This window comes from Pseudomonas sp. NGC7 (assembly GCF_047159675.1).
GTDB lineage: Bacteria > Pseudomonadota > Gammaproteobacteria > Pseudomonadales > Pseudomonadaceae > Aquipseudomonas > Aquipseudomonas kermanshahensis.
This window is the reverse complement of record NZ_BAAFZY010000001.1, coordinates 4,030,743-4,046,966: the sequence shown is the minus strand read 5'-3', so window position 1 is coordinate 4,046,966 and position 16,224 is coordinate 4,030,743. Positions and strand designations below refer to the sequence as shown.

Below are 16,224 nucleotides of genomic sequence, written 5' to 3'. Positions count from 1 at the left end.
AAAGAGAACAACAACAATGAAACTCTCCTCGACTGGAGCGGGCTTCGCTCGCGCTGCAAAACCCTTGTCGCTGCTGCTCGGGCTGGGCCCACTGTGTGCCCAGGCGGCCTTTCTGGAGGACGGCAAGGCCAACCTGACATTGCGCAACTTCTACTACAACCACGACCTGCGCGACTCCACCAAGCCTGCGCAGTCCAAGCTGGAGGAGTGGGCCCAGGGCTTCATCCTCAAAGGTGAGTCCGGTTACACCGACACCACGGTCGGGGTGGGCGTGGACGTTTATGCCGGCCTGGGGCTAAAACTGGATTCATCGCCATCGCGCAGTGGCTCGGCGCTGCTGCCGGGCGCCTACAACCGTGCGGGTGGGCCCCGCAATGCTGACCCGCGTTCGGCTGACGAGTTTTCCGAGGCCACGGCAGCGGTCAAATTCAAGTATTCGAAAACCGAGTTGAAGGTGGGCGGTCTGTTCCCCAAAATCCCCCTGGTCAGCGCCGGCGATGCGCGCTTGCTGCCGCAGTTTTTCGAAGGCGCGATGCTCGATATACGCGAACTGGACAACCTCGATATTGGCCTGGGCCAGATGCGCAAGGTCAACCAGCGCGAGTTCGCCGGCGCTCGCGACATTCAGGTGGGCAACTACTACAGTGTGTTCAGTGACCGCTTCGACTACTTGGGCGGCACCTGGCGCGCGACCCCGCAGACGTCGCTGGGGCTGTGGACCGGTCGCCTTGCCGACGTCTACCAGCAAACCTTGTATACCGGCACCCAGGCGTTCAAGGCAGGCGACTGGAACCTTTCCGGCACTTTCAACTACCTCGATACTGGCGAGTCGGGCAGTGAGAAGGCTGGCAATCTCGATAGCCGCATGACTTCGGCGATGCTCAGCGCCAACCTCAAGGCCCAGACGTTCCGCCTTGGCTACCAATACAACGCAGGCGACAGCGCCTTGCCGTTCATTCATGACACTGACCTGCCGGGGGTTGCCAACGCCGTACAGGTGCTGCGCTTCGACCGTGCCCAGGAGCGCTCGTGGCAGGCCCGCTACGACCTCGATTTCGCCGCCCTCGGCGTACCGGGGCTGACGGCGTTCGCCCGTTATGTGCGCGGGGACAACTTCAAGGTGGCGGGGGAGGATGGCAGTGAGTGGGAGCGCAACCTGGATGTTACCTACGTGATCCAGAGCGGGCCGCTGAAGAACCTGGCGTTGCGCTGGCGCAACGTCGAACTGCGCGGAGATGCGACCGGGCGGCGCGACGAGAACCGCGTGATCATTGCCTATACCTTGCCGCTGTTTTGAGCCTTTGGCCTGGGGCTGCTTTGCAGCCCCTTCGCGACGCGCCCCCAACAATCCCGAACCGATTCACATCCCCCCAGGAAGACACCAGTGCCCCAGCCCTTGGACCCCGCCATGCAGGCCTACATCGACAACAGCAAGCGTTTCACCGCGACCGACAACAGCCTGGCCGCCCGGCGCTCGGCATTCCTGCAAGCCTGCCGCAATTGCACACCGCCACCGCCTGAAGGCTGGGGTATCGAGGACATCGACCTGCAGGGCCTGCGCCTGCGCTGCTATCAACCCGCCGGCCCAGCACCGGAAGGTGGCTGGCCAACGCTGCTGTACCTGCACGGCGGTGGCTGGGACCTGGGTAACCTCGATACCCACGACTGGTTCGCTTACGCCCTGGCGCGCCGGGCACCGATCGCTATCGTCGCGGTCGAGTATCGGCTGGCGCCAGAGCATGCCTACCCTGCACCGCTGGAGGACTGCCTGAAGGTGTGGTCGGCGTTGCGCAGTGGCCAGGTCGATGCGCGCCTCAGCCAGGCCCGCTTGATGGTCGCCGGCGACAGCGCAGGCGGCACCCTGGCGGCCGGCTTGTGCAGGGCACTGCACCGTGACGGCCAGCCGCAGCCAGTGGGGCAATTGCTGGTGTACCCGGTACTGACTGCCCGGCGGCAGTTGCCGTCGATGCAGCAGCATGCAGAGGCACCGATGATGACGGTGGCGGGGCTGATGAAGTCCCTAGAAGGGTTTCTGCCGGTCAAGGCCGACCGTGATGATCCCTGCGCGATGCCGCTGGAGGCGGTTGACTTTGCCGGGCTGGCCCCGGCCTGGGTGTTGGTGGCCAGTGTCGACCCACTGCGCGATCACGGCATCGCCTACTGTGACGCGCTTGCGGCGCATGGGGTGCAGGCCGATGCCTGGGTAGGCGAGGGGATGGTGCATTCCAGCCTGCGCGCCTTCGGGGTGGCTGAGGTCGAGCAGGCTTGGGACCGAATGGCCGTACAGTTGCTGCAGTGGGCGCAGGGCACCCTCGATTCCGCCGACGGCGGGGCATCTGCGCACTGACGAAAAACCTGCCTGCCCGCCATTATGGGGCCAGACTGTCTACACCACGCGAAGCCAGATGCTGCAGTCTTCCACGGGATGTGGCAGCCTTTGGCGACCACGCCGGGTCGCCGGGTGCCACTTGTGCCGAGGGTTGTAGATGATCGAGCGTTGCGTTCGCCACGCCTTGCTGTTGATGCTGTGCGGGTTCCTGCTACCGATGGGCGCGGGTGCGCAGGCGGCATGCCAGCACCTGACGGCCACTGGCAACCCTGAATACCCCCCGTACCTGTGGCGTGACCCACACAACCCTCAGCAGTTGATCGGTGCCAATGCCGACTTACTCAAGCACTTGGGCAAGCAACTCGGGCTGGAGGTGGAGGTGGTCTATGGCGGGCCTTGGTCGCGTGCCCAGGAGGAAGTGCGCACGGGCCGTATCGACCTGCTGGCCGGGTATTTTCTGACCCAAGCGCGCACCCAGCTGATGGACTTCATAAGCCCCGCATTCCTGCACACGCCCAGCGTGGTCTGGGTGCGCCAGCAAGGGGCCTTTGCCTATCAGCAATGGTCGGACCTGCAAGGCCGTAAAGGCGGGACACTGGTCAATAACAGCCATGGCCAGCAGTTCGATGACTATGCCAGGGCCAACCTCACGCTCGAAGCGGTGCCCAGCGCCAAGCAGGCCTTCGAGAAACTGTTGCTCAAACGCAGCGACTATGTGGTTTTCGAGCAGTACCCCGGCATGGCGTTGGCGCAGACGCTGGGCATGCAGGACAAGCTGCAGGTGCTGGACCCGCCCGTGTCCAGCGAAGGCTTGTACCTGGCGGTGTCACATAAATCGCCCTGCAATCAGCCACAGTTGCGCGAAGCGCTGACGCGGGAGATGAACCAGGTTGTGTCCAGCACGTTGCCGGAGCAATTAATGCGGCAGAACCTGGCACGTTGGCAGCAACAGCAGTCGCAAGGGCTCGCTCACTGACCCTCACATCGACGTCAGGGCTTGAGGCACGTCAACGTCCAGCACCACCCCAGCATCGTCGACGGCCACGCTGGCACACGCCCGCGGATTGTCCAGGATGACCTGCCTGCCGCCTTGGTCGCCGTGCAACTGCGCCAGTGCCGGCCAGAACGCACGGCCGAAGACCACCGGGTGCCCGCGCTGGCCCTTGTACAGCGGCAGCACGATACGTGTAGCGCTGGCCTGCTCGCACAACGTGTGCAAGGTACGCGGTGCGATCCACGGCATATCCGCCAACAGCACCGCCACCGCCTGGGCGGGGGTCTGCAACAGGGCGGTGACCCCCGCTGCCAGGCTGGCGCCCATGCCGTGCTCGGCCTGGTCGGCCCATACGATCCGGGCACGCGGGTCGATGCCCAGTTGTTGCGCGTCGTCGTCCGGGCGCAGCACGATGTGCACCACGGCGAACTGCTCGAATGCACGCGCCAGCGTCGCTGCCAGCAGCGTCTGCCCCGAAGGCAACCGTGCCAGGCGTTTGTCGCTGCCAAAACGCTGCGATCGCCCAGCCGCCAGCACCAGCGCGGCGCAGGTCATGGGGTGTGCAGGCATGCCTCGGCCTCTCGGGCAAGCTTGGCCTTGGTCACGTTGACCGCGCCAGGCAGGCTCACGTCGTTTTTGGCAGCAAGGATCTCGGCCATGACGCTGACGGCGATTTCGGCCGGGGTCTTGCTGCCGATGTAGATGCCGATAGGGCCGTGCAGGCGCTGGAGGCTGGCTTCGGTCTCGCCGAAGTGTTCCATCAGGCGCTCGCGGCGCAGCTGGCTGTTGCGCCGCGAGCCGATGGCGCCGATATAGAACGCCGGGCTGTGCAGAGCTTCGAGCAATGCCAGGTCGTCGAGCTTGGGGTCGTGGCTGAGGGCGACGACGGCGCTGCGCAGGTCGGGGGCGAAGGCGCGAACCACGTCGTCCGGCATCCCGGCCAGCTTCACCACGCCGTCGACGCTCCAGCCGCCCATGTACTCGGGCCGAGGGTCACACACCGACACCGTGAAGCCGTTGAACAGGGCCATGGTCGCCAGGTATTCGGCCAGCGCGCCGGCGCCGATCAGCAGCACGCGGTAGCCAGGGCCGAGGGTGCTGAGCATGCGCTGGCCGTCGAAGCTGAACTGATCCGGTGTGGCGCTGGCCGTGAGGGTGGTTGCGCCGCTGCGCACATCCAGCTCGCGGCGTATCAGGCTACCGCTGTCCAGGCCGGTCAGCAGTTGCGCCAGGTGTGCTGCCGATGGCTCGAACTCGAGGATCAGTTGCAGGGTGCCGCCGCAGGGCAAGCCGAAACGGTGGGCGTCCTCGGCGCTGACGCCGTAGCGAACCACCTCCGGCAGCCCGGTCTGCATGCCGGGGCCGCCATAGGCGGTGGTGTAGCGGTGGATGAGATCGTCCTCGATGCAGCCACCGGACACGCTGCCGACCACGCGACCGTCGCTGCGCAGGGCCATCATCGAACCGACCGGGCGAGGGGAGGAGCCCCAGGTGCGGGCCACGGTGGCCAGCAGGACGCGTTCACCGCTGGCAAGCCAGTCACGGGCGGTGCGCAATACCAGCAGGTCGATGCTTTCCATTCTCATTCTCCAAAGCGTAATACCTGTGCCGACCCTTTACTGATTCAGCAGGGTTGTGTGGGGAAATCACTCATCCACCCTTCTGTGGGAGCCGGCAACCCAAGGTGAACGCCTATAGAGACCGTGCCGTTCTCGATGAAACTTCATCGCATATGCAAGATGATTGGGCTGCTGCTGGCCGGGTCGGTGTGCCCGCGCAACGTGCTCACTGCCTGTGCATCCACCGCGCTGCCGTGGTTGCCCCAACTGCTGCGCACAAAGCTCAGTACTTCGGCAACCTCCTGGTCCGACAATTGCTCGCGGAAGGCCGGCATGCGGTAGGCATCGGGCAGGCCAGCGGCAACGATGCGTTGCGAGCCGTTGAGGGTGATGTTGATCGCCGAGGCGTTCTCGCTGGCCAAGGCCGAGGTTGCGCCCGCTAACGGCGGCATCCATTCGGCCTGGCCCTTGCCGTCCAGCCCATGGCAAGAGGCGCAGCGCGTGACGTAGGTGTGGGCGCCTGGGCGCTCAAGCGTCGCCGCCGCCGATGCCGCTTGGTACTGCCAGGGCGTGCCGTCACGTTGCGGATCGCCTGGCAGCGATTTCAGGTAGTGGGCGATTGCCGCCAGGTCCTCGTTGGCCATGAACTGCGTGGAGTTGTTGAACGCCTCGGTCATCGAGCCATAGACCACGGCATGCCGGTTACGCCCAGTCTTGAGAAACTGGACGATCTCGGCTTCGCTCCAGCGCCCAAGGCCGGTGTTGTGATCGGCGCGCAGGCTTGGCGCGTACCAGCCATCGAGCAGCGCGCCGGCCAGAAACGGCTTGCCGTCTTCATCCAGAGCCTTCTCGTTGAAAGCCAGGCCGCGCGGGGTATGGCAGCTGCCGCAGTGCCCGGGGCCTTGGACAATATAAGCGCCGCGGTTCCACAGAGGGTCCTGGCCAGCCTTGGTCACGTAGGGCGTAGTGGGCGCAAACAGCCCATTCCACAGCGCGATGGGCCAGCGCAGGTTCAGCGGCCACGGAATATCGCTGGGAATGTTCGGCTGGCTGGCAGGTTGCACGCCCTGCATGAAAAACGCGTACAACGCACGCACATCGTCATCGCTGAGCTTGGCGTAGGAGGGGTAGGGCATGGCCGGGTATAGCCGCCGGCCACCGGGGGCGACGCCATGGCGCACGGCGCGGTCGAAGTCGGCGAGGCTGTAGCCGCCGATGCCGGTATCCCGGTCTGGGGTGATGTTGGTGGCATGGATCGCGCCTAGCGGCGTGGCCATCTCCAGGCCCCCGGCGAACGGTTTGTTGTCGGGCAGGCTGTGGCAGGCTACGCAGTCGCTGAGCCGGGCCACGTACTCGCCGCGGCTGATCAGCGCCGGGTCGATGTTGGCATTTTGCTCGGCCACGAAAGGCGACGCGGGCTCCCGGGTGACATACCAGGCCAGCAGGCCTGCCGCGACCAGGCACGGCAGCGCCAGCCAGCCGGCGGTTCTTGCGAATCGGCTGTGGGTCATGGGCGTTCCTTGTCCTGTCAGGTGAAGGTGTAGCGGCTCAATGGGATGCTGCGGATGCGCTGGCCGGTCAGCCGCGCTACCGCGTTGGCCACCGCCGGTGCAACCGCGGGCAGCGGCGGTTCGCCGATGCCGCCCATCTTCGCGCCGCTTTCGACGATGCGCACATGCACCCGGGCCATGCGCGAAGGCGGCAGGATCGGGTACAGGTCGTAGTTGCGCGCCCGGGGCTTGCCGTCGATGTACACCGCTTCTTCCAACAGGGTCTGCGACAGGCCCAGGGCCACGGCGCCGTTGACCTGGGCTTCGATGATCGCCGGGTTGACGATGCTGCCTGGGTCGATGGCCTGCCAGATGTCGTGCACTTTGACCTGACCGTTTTCGATCGACACTTCGGCGATAACCGCCGCCTCCGAGCCAAACGGCGAGGCCATGGCCACACCGCGTGCCCGTTTGCTGCCGTCCTCGGCCGTGAATGGCCCACGCTTCCAGCCGCCGGACAACTCGCCGACCGCCTGTAGCAGGGTGGTCAGGCGCGGGTTGTCGCGCAACAGATGCAGCCGCAATTCATAAGGGTCCTTGCCGCCTTTGTCGGCTAGCTCGTCGAGGAAGGCTTCGTAGAAGAAGTCGTTCAGCGAGTTGCCCACCGAGCGCCAGTAGCCGAGCATGACCGGGCCTTTGACGTAGATTTGGGCAATGCGTTTGTTGGCGATGGCGTACGACTTGCCCGACAGCCCTTCAAGGGCGGTGGGGTCGATCTTGTCACCTTGTTTGCCGGCCAGTGCCTCGGTCGGGCCTTCGGTGGCACTCACGGCTTCTATCGCGACTGGCAGGCCATCGTCATCCAGTGCCCCACGGAACTTGACCACCGCCAGCGGCCGCAACACATCCCGCAGAAACTCCTCTTCGCGGCTCCAGATCAGTTTGACCGGGCGGCCCACCGCTTTGGCCAGGGCGATGGCCTGCGGGTAGGGGTTGGCCGAGTCATACAGAAAATGCCGGCCAAAAAAGCCGCCCAGCAGGGGTGAGTGCAGGGTGATGCGCGCAGGGTCGAGGCCGGTGCGTTTGGCGATGTCGTCGCGGAACATGTCCGGCGCCTGGTTGGGCAACCACACCTCCAGCGAACCGTCGGGGTTGAAGCGGGCGAGCGCTGAGGGCGGCTCGAGCTGGGCGTGGTTGAGGTACTGGTTATGGTAGGTTGCCTCGATCTTGGTCTTGGCTTTGGCCAGCACCCCGGCCACATCGCCTTGGTTTTCCTCGTCGCGGGCCGGGCCTTGCTCGGTGGCCAGGCGGTCACGATAGGCGTCGCTGGAAAAGTCGGCCGGCATCGGCCTTACCGGCGAATCGCTGCCGGGCTCCTGCCAGTCCACCTGGAGGGCCTCGACTGCGCGCTTGGCATGCCACCAGCGTTCGGCGACCACCGCCACCGCGCCGGGTAGTTGATGCACCGAATGCACGCCTTTCATGGCCTTGACCTGTGTTTCGTTGCGCAGGCTGCCAACCGTCATGCCCAGGCGCGGTGCGTGCTGGACGGCGGCGTGGAGCATGCCGTCGAGCTTGATGTCGATGGTGTACACGGCCTTGCCGGTGGATTTGTCATAGGCATCGACCCGGCGCACCGGTTTGCCGATCCAGCGGAACTGGCTGGGGTCGCGCAGCTTCACGCTGGCCGGGTCTGGCACCGGCAGGTCGAGGGCGCGCTCGGCCAGTTCGCCGTAGGGCACCGAGCGGCCTGAGGCTGCATGGATGACCTTGCCGGGTTCGGTGGAAAGTTCGTCGACCGGCACCCCCAACTGCTCGGCACCTGCCTGCAGCAACATGGCCCGGGCCAGGGCGCCGAGGCGGCGCATGGTCGGGTAACTCATGCGAACCGACATGCTGCCGCCGGTGATGCGCATGCCGTTTTCCATCACCACGTAAGCTTCGCCAGGCGGCGCGCTGTCGACCAGGAACGTGGCCGGGTCGGCGTCCAGTTCTTCGCCGACGATCTGTGCCATGGCGGTGTAGGTGCCTTGGCCGCCCTCCATGAACGGGCAGAGCAGGCGCACGGTGCTGTCCGGGCGAATTTCCAGGAAGGCCGGTACTTGTGTGCCGCGCTCCTGGGCCGCGGTGGTGGCGGCCTGGACCCGTGCCGAGCCCAGCGGCAACCCAAACCCGAGTACCAGCGCGCCTGCGGCGGCGCCCGCCGAGGCTAGCAGGAAGCGGCGGCGTGACAGGTTAACCGGCTCACCCAGCGGCAGCGCCGACAGCTCGGCAGGGGTATCGATACGCGTGTTCATCACGCCTCCTCCCGCTGGGCCGCAAGGTCGTGGACGGCGGCATGGATGGCGTTGTAAGTGCCGCAGCGGCACAGGTTGACCATCGCGGCATCGATCTGCGCGTCGCTGGGCTGGGGCGTGTGCTTGAGCAGCGCCGTGGCGGCCATCACCTGGCCTGACTGGCAGTAGCCACACTGCGCCACCTGGTGCTCGACCCAGGCCGCGACCACACGCTTGCCAACGGCGTCGTCCTCGATCGCCTCGATGGTGGTCACTTCGCGCCCGACCACGCCTGCCACCGGGGTCACGCAGGCGCGCACCACGCTGCCGTCCACCAGCACCGAGCAAGCGCCGCATTGCGCCAGGCCGCAGCCATACTTGGTGCCGGTCAGCCCCAGGTCGTCACGGATCACCCACAACAGGGGCGTGTCAGCGTCGGCCTCGACCTGATAGGTCTTCTGGTTGATGCGTAGTTCCATGGTTCACCTGCTCATCATCGGTTTGCTGTCGCGTTGTCGTCGTGAGTGGGGATACGTTGCCCCCAATCCAGAAACGCTAGCACAGCGCTACGACCGGCGAGCAGGCGCTGCCGACAGGTCAGGAGGATCAGGCAAGGAATTCGGCGGAATGCGCAAGGCGGGCGTTGGCGGCAGGCAAACAGGACTTCCAGGCGAAAAACCCGGATAATGCCGGCCAATTTCGTTTTGCACGCTTAACTCACGGTAATCCCGCATGGAAATCAAGGTCAATTTTCTCGACAATCTCCGTCTCGAAGCCAAGTTCGACGACTTCACGGTGATCGCCGACCAACCGATCCGTTACAAAGGCGACGGTTCGGCCCCGGGGCCGTTCGACTATTTCCTGGCGTCTTCGGCCCTGTGCGCGGCTTACTTCGTGAAGCTGTACTGCCAGACCCGCGACATCCCCACCGAAAACATTCGGCTGTCGCAGAACAACATCGTCGATCCGGAAAACCGCTACAACCAGATCTTCAAGATCCAGGTCGAGCTGCCTGAAGACATCTCCGAGAAGGACCGCCAGGGCATCCTGCGTTCCATCGACCGTTGCACGGTAAAGAAGGTCGTGCAGACCGGGCCTGAATTCGTCATCGAGGTGGTGGACAACCTCGACGCCGATGCCCAGGGGCTGCTGATGCCGGTATCGGACACCAGCACCTACATCCCGGGCAAGGACCTGCCGCTGGAGCAGACCATCGCCAACATGTCGGCGATTCTCGCGGGCCTTGGGATGAAGATCGAGATCGCCTCGTGGCGCAATATCGTGCCCAACGTGTGGTCGCTGCATGTGCGCGATGCACAGTCGCCGATGTGCTTCACCAATGGCAAGGGTTCGACCAAGGAGGCCGCGCTGGCCTCGGCGCTGGGTGAGTTCATCGAGCGCCTGAACTGCAACTTCTTCTACAACGACCAGTTCTGGGGCGAGGACATCGCTAACGCGCCGTTCGTGCATTACCCGAACGAGCAGTGGTTCAAGCCGGGCCCCAAGGACGCGCTGCCCAGCGAGATCCTCGACGCGAACTGCCTGGAAATCTACAACCCCGACGGTGAACTGCGCGGCTCGCACCTGTACGACACCAACTCGGGCAACACCGCGCGGGGCATCTGCTCGCTGCCATTCGTGCGCCAGTCGGACCAGGAGGTGGTGTACTTCCCGTCCAACCTGATCGAGAACCTGTTCCTCAGCAACGGCATGAGCGCGGGCAACACCCTCGCTGAGGCGCAAGTGCAGTGCCTGTCGGAAATCTTCGAGCGTGCGGTGAAGCGCGAGATCCTCGAGGGCGAACTGTGCCTGCCGGATGTACCGCAGGAAGTGCTGGCCAAGTACCCGGGCATCGTTGCCGGTATTCAGGGGCTGGAAGAGCAGGGCTTCCCGGTGCTGGTCAAGGACGCATCGCTGGGCGGTGAGTTCCCGGTCATGTGCGTGACCTTGATGAACCCGCGCACCGGTGGCGTGTTCGCCTCGTTCGGCGCGCACCCGAGCCTGGAAGTGGCGTTGGAGCGCAGCCTCACCGAGTTGTTGCAGGGCCGCAGCTTCGAAGGCCTGAACGACCTGCCGCAGCCCACCTTCGAAAGCCACGCGCTGACCGAGCCGAACAACTTCGTCGAGCACTTCATCGACTCCAGCGGCGTGGTGTCGTGGCGCTTCTTCAGCGCCAAGGCCGATTTCGAATTCGTCGAGTGGGACTTCTCTGGCCATGGCGAAGATTCCAACGTACAGGAAGCTGCGACCCTGTTCGGCATCCTCGAAGACCTGGGCAAAGAAGTGTACATGGCGGTGTACGACAACCTCGGTGCCACCGCGTGCCGCATCCTGGTGCCGGGTTACTCGGAGATCTACCCGGTCGAGGACCTGATCTGGGACAACACCAACCGGGCCTTGTCGTTCCGCGCTGACATCCTCAACCTGCACAGCCTGGACAACCGTTCGCTGAAGTTGCTGCTCAAGCGCCTGGACAACTGCGATGTGGACGATTACACCACCATCACCACGTTGATCGGCGTTGAGTTCGACGACAATACGGTGTGGGGCCAGTTGACCATTCTTGAGCTGAAGCTACTGATCTGCCTGGCCGTGCAGCGCTTCGAAGATGCCAAGGAGCTGGTTGAGGCGTTCCTTCAGTTCAACGACAACACCGTCGAGCGTGGCCTGTTCTACCAGGCGTTGAACGTGGTGCTGGAGGTGGTGTTGGATGATGAACTGGAGATGGAAGACTACGAAACCAACTTCCGCCGCATGTTCGGCAACCCGCGGATGGACGCGGTGCTGGGCTCGGTGGACGGCAGCGTGCGCTTCCACGGCCTGACGCCGACCAGCATGAAGCTGGAAGGGCTGGATCGTCATTTGCGTTTGATCGAGAGCTACAAGAAGCTGCATGCGGCTCGGGCCAAGTTTGCCTGATGCGTTTTATGCCTTGAGGTTTGCGGCGCCTATCAGACCGAGCGCCGCCCGCGCGGCGCTCGATCTCATAGGCGCCAAAAGCCCCAAGCCGTGCACCTCGCAGCCATCTCCAATAGCGACTGCTGCCTAGTTCTTGCACTTGGCCATCACCACCTGGCAGGTCTTCGGCGTCCCCCCAGACCTGCCTGCATAGCGCACACAGTTGTTCAGCGACTTCTGCCGGGCAATGCTCAGGGTATTGCCCCAGGCCAGGCCACCTTCGCCGGTAGTCGGTACGGCCTTGGCGAAGCAGTTGGAGCCAACGGTGGAGGCCGCATAGCGGGCTTGGTTTTTTTTGCTGGAGCAGCCCGCGCTCAGCCCCAGGCCGAGGATGAGCAGCGTGTTCAGTGCCCAGAACGCCCACGTGCGCTCCCGGTAGTCGCTCATGCTGTTCTCCTTGTTCGAATGATGCCAAAGCGCTGAAGGTGGAAAAGTACAGCGCGGGTGCTTGCAGGATACCATTCAAGCGAAACGGTGAACTATCCCGTCGTAGAGACGCTCCTTTCTTTAGCGCACCCCGCGCACGCCTGACGATGTCGTTGTCATCAGGCCCGGGTCACTGAACGATAAGGAGGCGCCGTGACCGCATCTGAGCAAACCCTTTACCGCTGCACGCCAGGCCCACTGCACGCCATGCTGCTGGCCGGCAGTGTTCCGCTGTTTCTTGGCGCGCTGCTGAGCGATATCGCCTACTTCAATAGCTACCAGATCCAATGGAGCAACTTCGCGGCCTGGCTAATTGCCGGTGGCCTGGTGTTCTGTGGGCTGGCGCTGCTGTTCGCGTTGGTCAACCTGATCCGCGCCGAGCGCAAGGGCGGGCGTGCGACCCTGTATTTCGTGCTGTTGCTGGCGGCCTGGGTGTTGGGGTTGGTCAATGCCTTCGAGCATGCCAAGGACGCCTGGGCAGTGATGCCGTCGGGGTTGGTGCTGTCGGTCATTGTGACCGGGCTCGCAGCTGTTGCAGCGTGGACTGGCCTTAGCAACCTGCGTTCGGGAGGTGTGGCATGAAGCCTTTGCATACCTTGAGCCTGTTGAGCATGGCGTTACTGATCAGCGCCTGTGGTGGGGAAGGCACGCCCACTCAAGCCCATGGCCCGGACCCCAAGCTGCCTGAGCCACAGCGTGGTTTGCTGCCGAGCATGAAGATCGCTGAGCCAGTGGCCTGGGGTGAGCAGAAGCCGACTGTACCTGAGGGCTTCAGCGTCACGGCAATCGCCACCGGCCTGAACATCCCGCGCCAGAGCCTGGTGCTGCCTAATGGCGATATTCTCGTAGCCGAAGGCCGCGGCGGCAGCGCCGCAAAACTCAAACCCAAGGATGTGATCGCCAGCCAGATCAAGGCCAAGGGCAATACCCAGGTCAAAGGCGGCAATCGCCTGACTTTGCTGCGCGACGCCGACGGCGATGGCACCTACGAGGTGCAGACGGTGTTTGCTGAAAACCTCAACGCCCCTTACGGCCTGGCGTTTGCCAACGGCAAGCTGTACGTGGCCAACCAGGATGCACTGGTGCGTTTCGACTACCAAGAGGGCCAGACCAAGGCCAGCGGTGCGCCGGTCAAGGTCACCGACCTGCCTGCCGAAATCAACCACCACTGGACCAAGTCGTTGGCCGTCAGCGCTGATGGGCGCTTCCTTTATGTGGGTATCGGCTCGAACAGCAACATCACCGAGCGCGGCCTGGAAGTGGAGATCGATCGGGCCATGGTCTGGCAGGTCGATGCCCAGACCGGTGCTCACCGGCCCTATGCGACCGGCTTGCGCAACCCGACGGCCTTGGCTGTTCAGCCGCAGAGCGGGCAGGTGTGGGCGGTGGTCAACGAGCGTGATGAGCTCGGCCCTGATCTGGTCCCGGACTACCTGACGTCGGTGCGTGAAGGCGGGTTTTATGGGTGGCCCTACAGTTATTGGGGCCAGAACGTCGATGACCGAGTCAGGCCACAGAACCCGGACAAGGTGGCGGCGGCAATCAAGCCGGACTACAGCCTTGGCTCGCATGTGGCTGCATTGGGGGTCGACTTCTCGGTACCGGCCATGGGCGAGCGCTTCGCCGATGGGGTGTTCGTGGGTGAGCACGGTAGCTGGAACCGGCCAAACCCCGTGGGCTACAAGGTGATCTTCGTGCCGTTCAGCAATGGCAAGCCGGCAGGCGAACCGATCGACTTCGCCACGGGCTTCCGGGGCGAGGACGGCAAGACGCGTGGGCGGCCGGTGGGGGTCACCGTCGACCCGCGCGGTGCCTTGATCATTGCCGACGACCTGGCCAATACGGTCTGGCGGGTGACGCGCAGCCAGTAATGACTATGCTTGTTGGCGCGTGAACCTTTCACGCGCCAACCCGGAAACGAATACAGGGAAGCAGGCCTATGAAACCCATTAGCTCACTCGCTCGCGCTGTCGCACTTGCCTCGCTGGTCTTCGCTGGCAGCTTCACGGCCCAGGCCGCTGATGTGCCGATTGGTAGCGAAGCGCTGGAAAGCCATGTCACCACCAAGGTGCAGGCTATCGACCTGGCCAGCCGCCAGGTCACGGTGGAGGGCGCCAACGGCAAGCCTGTGACCTTCCAATTGACCGAGAAGGCCAAGGCGCTGCCTAACCTCAAGGTCGGCGACACGGTCGACATCTACGTGACCCGCGCTGTGGCTTATGTGCTCAATACCGACGTGGGCGGCGCGCCTAAAGTGAGTGATGAGTCCGGCAGCATTCGCGCCACCAAGGACAACCCCAACCCCGGCGGTGAGGCGTTCCGCCAGGTCAAGGTCACGTCGCAGATCAAGAAGATCGACCTCAAGAAGCATGAGGTGAGCCTGCTGCCGCCGGAAGGCAAGCTGCAGGTGGTAAAGGTCGAGAACCCTGACCTGCAGGCGCGCATGAAGAACCTCAAGGTCGGCCAAACGGTCGATGCCATCTACACCGAAGTGCTGCGCGTGGAGACCTCACGCTAGGTTCGGCGTGTGAGGTGCCCGGCTATTCATGCGGCGAATAGTCGGGGTGCATGTGTTTGATTTCCATAAGCGGTGCAGATCCATCGATCATGGCCTCCATCACACTACAAGGTGAGGGAAGTCATGTTGAGCAAGTCGATGGTTCTGTTGGGTATCCCCGTGGCGATGGCGTTGCTGGCGGGTGCCGTGCTGCCGTTTCAGGCAGCTGGCAACGCCGCTGTTGGCCGGGCGTTGGGCCACTGGTTATGGGGGGCGTTCACCTCGCTGACGGTCAGTTCAGTGGTGGTAATTGCGGCGCTGCTGATACTGCGGGTGCCAACGCCAGACCTGGGCAAGGCCCTCCAAGGGCCGTGGTGGCTGTGGATTGGCGGCGTGCTGGGCGCGCTCTACGTGGCCGGCGCGGCAGCACTGACACCGAAACTGGGCGCTGCAGGCTTTCTGGTGCTGGTGGTGGCAGGACAGATCTTGACGGCGGTCATCGCTGACCATTTCGGGGTAATGGGGCTGGGGGGCAAACCGGTCAGCCTGGCTCGGGTGGCCGGCGTGGTACTGATCCTGTGTGGGGTGTTTCTGGTCCAGGGGAACTGGGGGAGCAGCGCTGCGGCCAAGCCTGTGGTGCTCGAGCAGTCACAGCGCTGATCAAGTGCCTGGCTGGCTGCAGGCCCACACGGCCTCGCGCAGCCAGCGATGCCCGGCGTCGCTGTCTTTGCGGCTGTGCCAGGCCTGCTGATAGGCAAACGAAGGAATGGCCAGTGGCGGCTCAAACCGGCGCAACGCCTGATGCTGGCGCAATGAACCTACCGCGCGGCTGGCCACCGTCAGAATCAGGTCGGTGCCCGCAAGCACCTCGACCGCTGCGCTCCAGTGCGGCAGTGCCAGGGCTATCCGCCGCTGCAGGCCGTGGGCGGCCAATGCCCGTTCTATTTCATCATGGGCATCGGGGTGCATGGCCATCAACACATGGGGGCGAGCCAGCCAGTCGGCCAACGCTAGGCCCCCACTGGCAGGCAGCACCTGGCGGTCGGCAACACTGATGAAGTGTTCCTCGAACAGGGGCTGGGCGGTGATGCTCTGCGGCAGCTCGGGGAATAGGCCCAAGGCCAGGTCGAGCTCCCCGTCGAGCAACTGGGCCAGCATGGTTTCACGGCTGGCCTGGCTGATTGCCAGGTCCACACCGGGTGCTACCTGGCGCACGTGGCGGACCAGGGGCGGAAGGATGATGCGCGAAGCATAGTCGGACAATGACAAACGGAACCGACGCTGCGCCTTGGCAGGGTCGAACAGTGGAGCGGCCAGCAGCGCGTTGAGGTTGCCCAAGGCATCTTGCAGCGGCTTGGCCAGTGCCTGCGCACGTGCGGTCAGGGCCATGCGGCCGTTCTGGCGAATCAACAAGGGGTCGTCGAAGTGCCTGCGCAATTGTGCCAGCGCGTGGCTCACCGCCGGCTGGCTGCGGTGCAGGCGCAGGGCGGCGCGGGTCACGTGCTTCTCTGTCAGCAGTGCATGCAAGGCCAGCAGCAGGTTGAGGTCGATCTTGCGCAGTTCATCCATGGGGCGAATAGTCGAGGCTGGTTGGGCGGGCTTTGATCAGCCTAACAGATGCTCTGGTTTGGGTTGCGGCGGTGCGCATGGCGATCGGCTATTGCTGCACGGGTTGCAGAAATCATCTGCACTGCG

General features: G+C 64.3%; 15 protein-coding genes. 8 read left to right on the top strand and 7 right to left on the bottom strand.

Annotation, left to right across the window (positions count from 1 at the left end; genetic code table 11):
* Nucleotides 1-16 precede the first annotated feature (16 nt).
* The 3 genes from ACMCNM_RS18055 (at nucleotide 17) to ACMCNM_RS18045 (ending at nucleotide 3,305) form a co-directional block, all read left to right on the top strand.
* Nucleotides 17-1,297: an OprD family porin gene (locus tag ACMCNM_RS18055; RefSeq protein ID WP_027593630.1), complete on the top strand. Its 1,281-nt coding sequence runs from the start codon at nucleotides 17-19 to the stop codon at nucleotides 1,295-1,297.
* Between the two features lie 87 nt (nucleotides 1,298-1,384).
* Nucleotides 1,385-2,347, top strand: a complete 963-nt coding sequence (locus ACMCNM_RS18050; protein WP_412765079.1) for an alpha/beta hydrolase — start codon at nucleotides 1,385-1,387, stop codon at nucleotides 2,345-2,347.
* A 139-nt stretch (nucleotides 2,348-2,486) separates the two neighbouring features.
* A complete protein-coding gene (locus tag ACMCNM_RS18045; protein ID WP_412765078.1) occupies nucleotides 2,487-3,305 on the top strand; it encodes a substrate-binding periplasmic protein in 819 nt (272 codons plus the stop codon).
* Nucleotides 3,306-3,308: 3 nt separating this feature from the next.
* On the opposite strand, the gene ACMCNM_RS18040 is transcribed toward ACMCNM_RS18045, so the two are convergent.
* From ACMCNM_RS18040 to ACMCNM_RS18020, 5 genes are all read right to left on the bottom strand, one after another.
* Nucleotides 3,309-3,893, bottom strand: coding sequence for an NTP transferase domain-containing protein (locus ACMCNM_RS18040; protein ID WP_412765077.1), 585 nt, complete (start codon nucleotides 3,891-3,893; stop codon nucleotides 3,309-3,311).
* On the bottom strand, nucleotides 3,875-4,903 hold the full coding sequence (locus tag ACMCNM_RS18035; RefSeq protein WP_412765076.1) for an XdhC family protein: 1,029 nt from the start codon (nucleotides 4,901-4,903) through the stop codon (nucleotides 3,875-3,877). Before ACMCNM_RS18035 ends, ACMCNM_RS18040 begins: the two co-directional genes overlap by 19 nt.
* A 143-nt stretch (nucleotides 4,904-5,046) precedes the next feature.
* Entirely contained in the window at nucleotides 5,047-6,393 is a 1,347-nt protein-coding gene (locus ACMCNM_RS18030; protein WP_412765075.1) for a c-type cytochrome, read from the bottom strand.
* 17 nt (nucleotides 6,394-6,410) lie between these two features.
* Nucleotides 6,411-8,669: a xanthine dehydrogenase family protein molybdopterin-binding subunit gene (locus tag ACMCNM_RS18025; protein ID WP_274886905.1), complete on the bottom strand. Its 2,259-nt coding sequence runs from the start codon at nucleotides 8,667-8,669 to the stop codon at nucleotides 6,411-6,413.
* Nucleotides 8,669-9,127, bottom strand: a complete 459-nt coding sequence (locus tag ACMCNM_RS18020) for a (2Fe-2S)-binding protein (RefSeq protein ID WP_027593623.1) — start codon at nucleotides 9,125-9,127, stop codon at nucleotides 8,669-8,671. The genes ACMCNM_RS18025 and ACMCNM_RS18020 overlap by 1 nt, the downstream gene beginning before the upstream one ends.
* 253 nt (nucleotides 9,128-9,380) lie before the next feature.
* Between ACMCNM_RS18020 and ACMCNM_RS18015 the strand changes: the two genes are divergently transcribed.
* Nucleotides 9,381-11,567, top strand: coding sequence for an OsmC domain/YcaO domain-containing protein (locus ACMCNM_RS18015; protein ID WP_027593622.1), 2,187 nt, complete (start codon nucleotides 9,381-9,383; stop codon nucleotides 11,565-11,567).
* Nucleotides 11,568-11,693: 126 nt separating this feature from the next.
* Here the strand turns inward: ACMCNM_RS18015 and ACMCNM_RS18010 are convergent, their stop codons facing one another.
* A complete protein-coding gene (locus ACMCNM_RS18010) occupies nucleotides 11,694-11,993 on the bottom strand; it encodes a hypothetical protein (protein WP_085274366.1) in 300 nt (99 codons plus the stop codon).
* Nucleotides 11,994-12,239: 246 nt separating this feature from the next.
* Between ACMCNM_RS18010 and ACMCNM_RS18005 the strand changes: the two genes are divergently transcribed.
* The 4 genes from ACMCNM_RS18005 to ACMCNM_RS17990 all read left to right on the top strand — a co-directional run bounded on the left by ACMCNM_RS18005 (nucleotide 12,240) and on the right by ACMCNM_RS17990 (nucleotide 15,189).
* Nucleotides 12,240-12,614: a DUF2231 domain-containing protein gene (locus ACMCNM_RS18005; RefSeq protein WP_412765935.1), complete on the top strand. Its 375-nt coding sequence runs from the start codon at nucleotides 12,240-12,242 to the stop codon at nucleotides 12,612-12,614.
* The gene (locus ACMCNM_RS18000) at nucleotides 12,611-13,903 is read left to right on the top strand and encodes a PQQ-dependent sugar dehydrogenase (RefSeq protein WP_027593618.1); all 1,293 of its coding nucleotides are present in this window, start codon (nucleotides 12,611-12,613) and stop codon (nucleotides 13,901-13,903) included. Before ACMCNM_RS18005 ends, ACMCNM_RS18000 begins: the two co-directional genes overlap by 4 nt.
* A gap of 68 nt (nucleotides 13,904-13,971) precedes the next feature.
* Entirely contained in the window at nucleotides 13,972-14,550 is a 579-nt protein-coding gene (locus ACMCNM_RS17995; protein WP_027593617.1) for a hypothetical protein, read from the top strand.
* Nucleotides 14,551-14,673: 123 nt separating this feature from the next.
* Nucleotides 14,674-15,189: a DMT family transporter gene (locus tag ACMCNM_RS17990; protein ID WP_085274367.1), complete on the top strand. Its 516-nt coding sequence runs from the start codon at nucleotides 14,674-14,676 to the stop codon at nucleotides 15,187-15,189.
* On the opposite strand, the gene ACMCNM_RS17985 is transcribed toward ACMCNM_RS17990, so the two are convergent.
* Nucleotides 15,190-16,098: a LysR family transcriptional regulator gene (locus ACMCNM_RS17985; RefSeq protein ID WP_186680291.1), complete on the bottom strand. Its 909-nt coding sequence runs from the start codon at nucleotides 16,096-16,098 to the stop codon at nucleotides 15,190-15,192.
* Between the last annotated feature and the right edge of the window lie 126 nt (nucleotides 16,099-16,224).

Bases quoted from the DNA above. Each gene is read 5' to 3' on its own strand.
- ACMCNM_RS18055 (WP_027593630.1), top strand. From the start codon at position 17: ATGAAACTCTCCTCGACTGGAGCGGGCTTCGCTCGCGCTGCAAAACCC.
- ACMCNM_RS18045 (WP_412765078.1), top strand. From the start codon at position 2,487: ATGATCGAGCGTTGCGTTCGCCACGCCTTGCTGTTGATGCTGTGCGGG.
- ACMCNM_RS18040 (WP_412765077.1), bottom strand. From the start codon at position 3,893: ATGCCTGCACACCCCATGACCTGCGCCGCGCTGGTGCTGGCGGCTGGG.
- ACMCNM_RS18035 (WP_412765076.1), bottom strand. From the start codon at position 4,903: ATGGAAAGCATCGACCTGCTGGTATTGCGCACCGCCCGTGACTGGCTT.
- ACMCNM_RS18030 (WP_412765075.1), bottom strand. From the start codon at position 6,393: ATGACCCACAGCCGATTCGCAAGAACCGCCGGCTGGCTGGCGCTGCCG.
- ACMCNM_RS18025 (WP_274886905.1), bottom strand. From the start codon at position 8,669: ATGAACACGCGTATCGATACCCCTGCCGAGCTGTCGGCGCTGCCGCTG.
- ACMCNM_RS18020 (WP_027593623.1), bottom strand. From the start codon at position 9,127: ATGGAACTACGCATCAACCAGAAGACCTATCAGGTCGAGGCCGACGCT.
- ACMCNM_RS18015 (WP_027593622.1), top strand. From the start codon at position 9,381: ATGGAAATCAAGGTCAATTTTCTCGACAATCTCCGTCTCGAAGCCAAG.
- ACMCNM_RS18010 (WP_085274366.1), bottom strand. From the start codon at position 11,993: ATGAGCGACTACCGGGAGCGCACGTGGGCGTTCTGGGCACTGAACACG.
- ACMCNM_RS18005 (WP_412765935.1), top strand. From the start codon at position 12,240: ATGCTGCTGGCCGGCAGTGTTCCGCTGTTTCTTGGCGCGCTGCTGAGC.
- ACMCNM_RS18000 (WP_027593618.1), top strand. From the start codon at position 12,611: ATGAAGCCTTTGCATACCTTGAGCCTGTTGAGCATGGCGTTACTGATC.
- ACMCNM_RS17995 (WP_027593617.1), top strand. From the start codon at position 13,972: ATGAAACCCATTAGCTCACTCGCTCGCGCTGTCGCACTTGCCTCGCTG.
- ACMCNM_RS17990 (WP_085274367.1), top strand. From the start codon at position 14,674: ATGTTGAGCAAGTCGATGGTTCTGTTGGGTATCCCCGTGGCGATGGCG.
- ACMCNM_RS17985 (WP_186680291.1), bottom strand. From the start codon at position 16,098: ATGGATGAACTGCGCAAGATCGACCTCAACCTGCTGCTGGCCTTGCAT.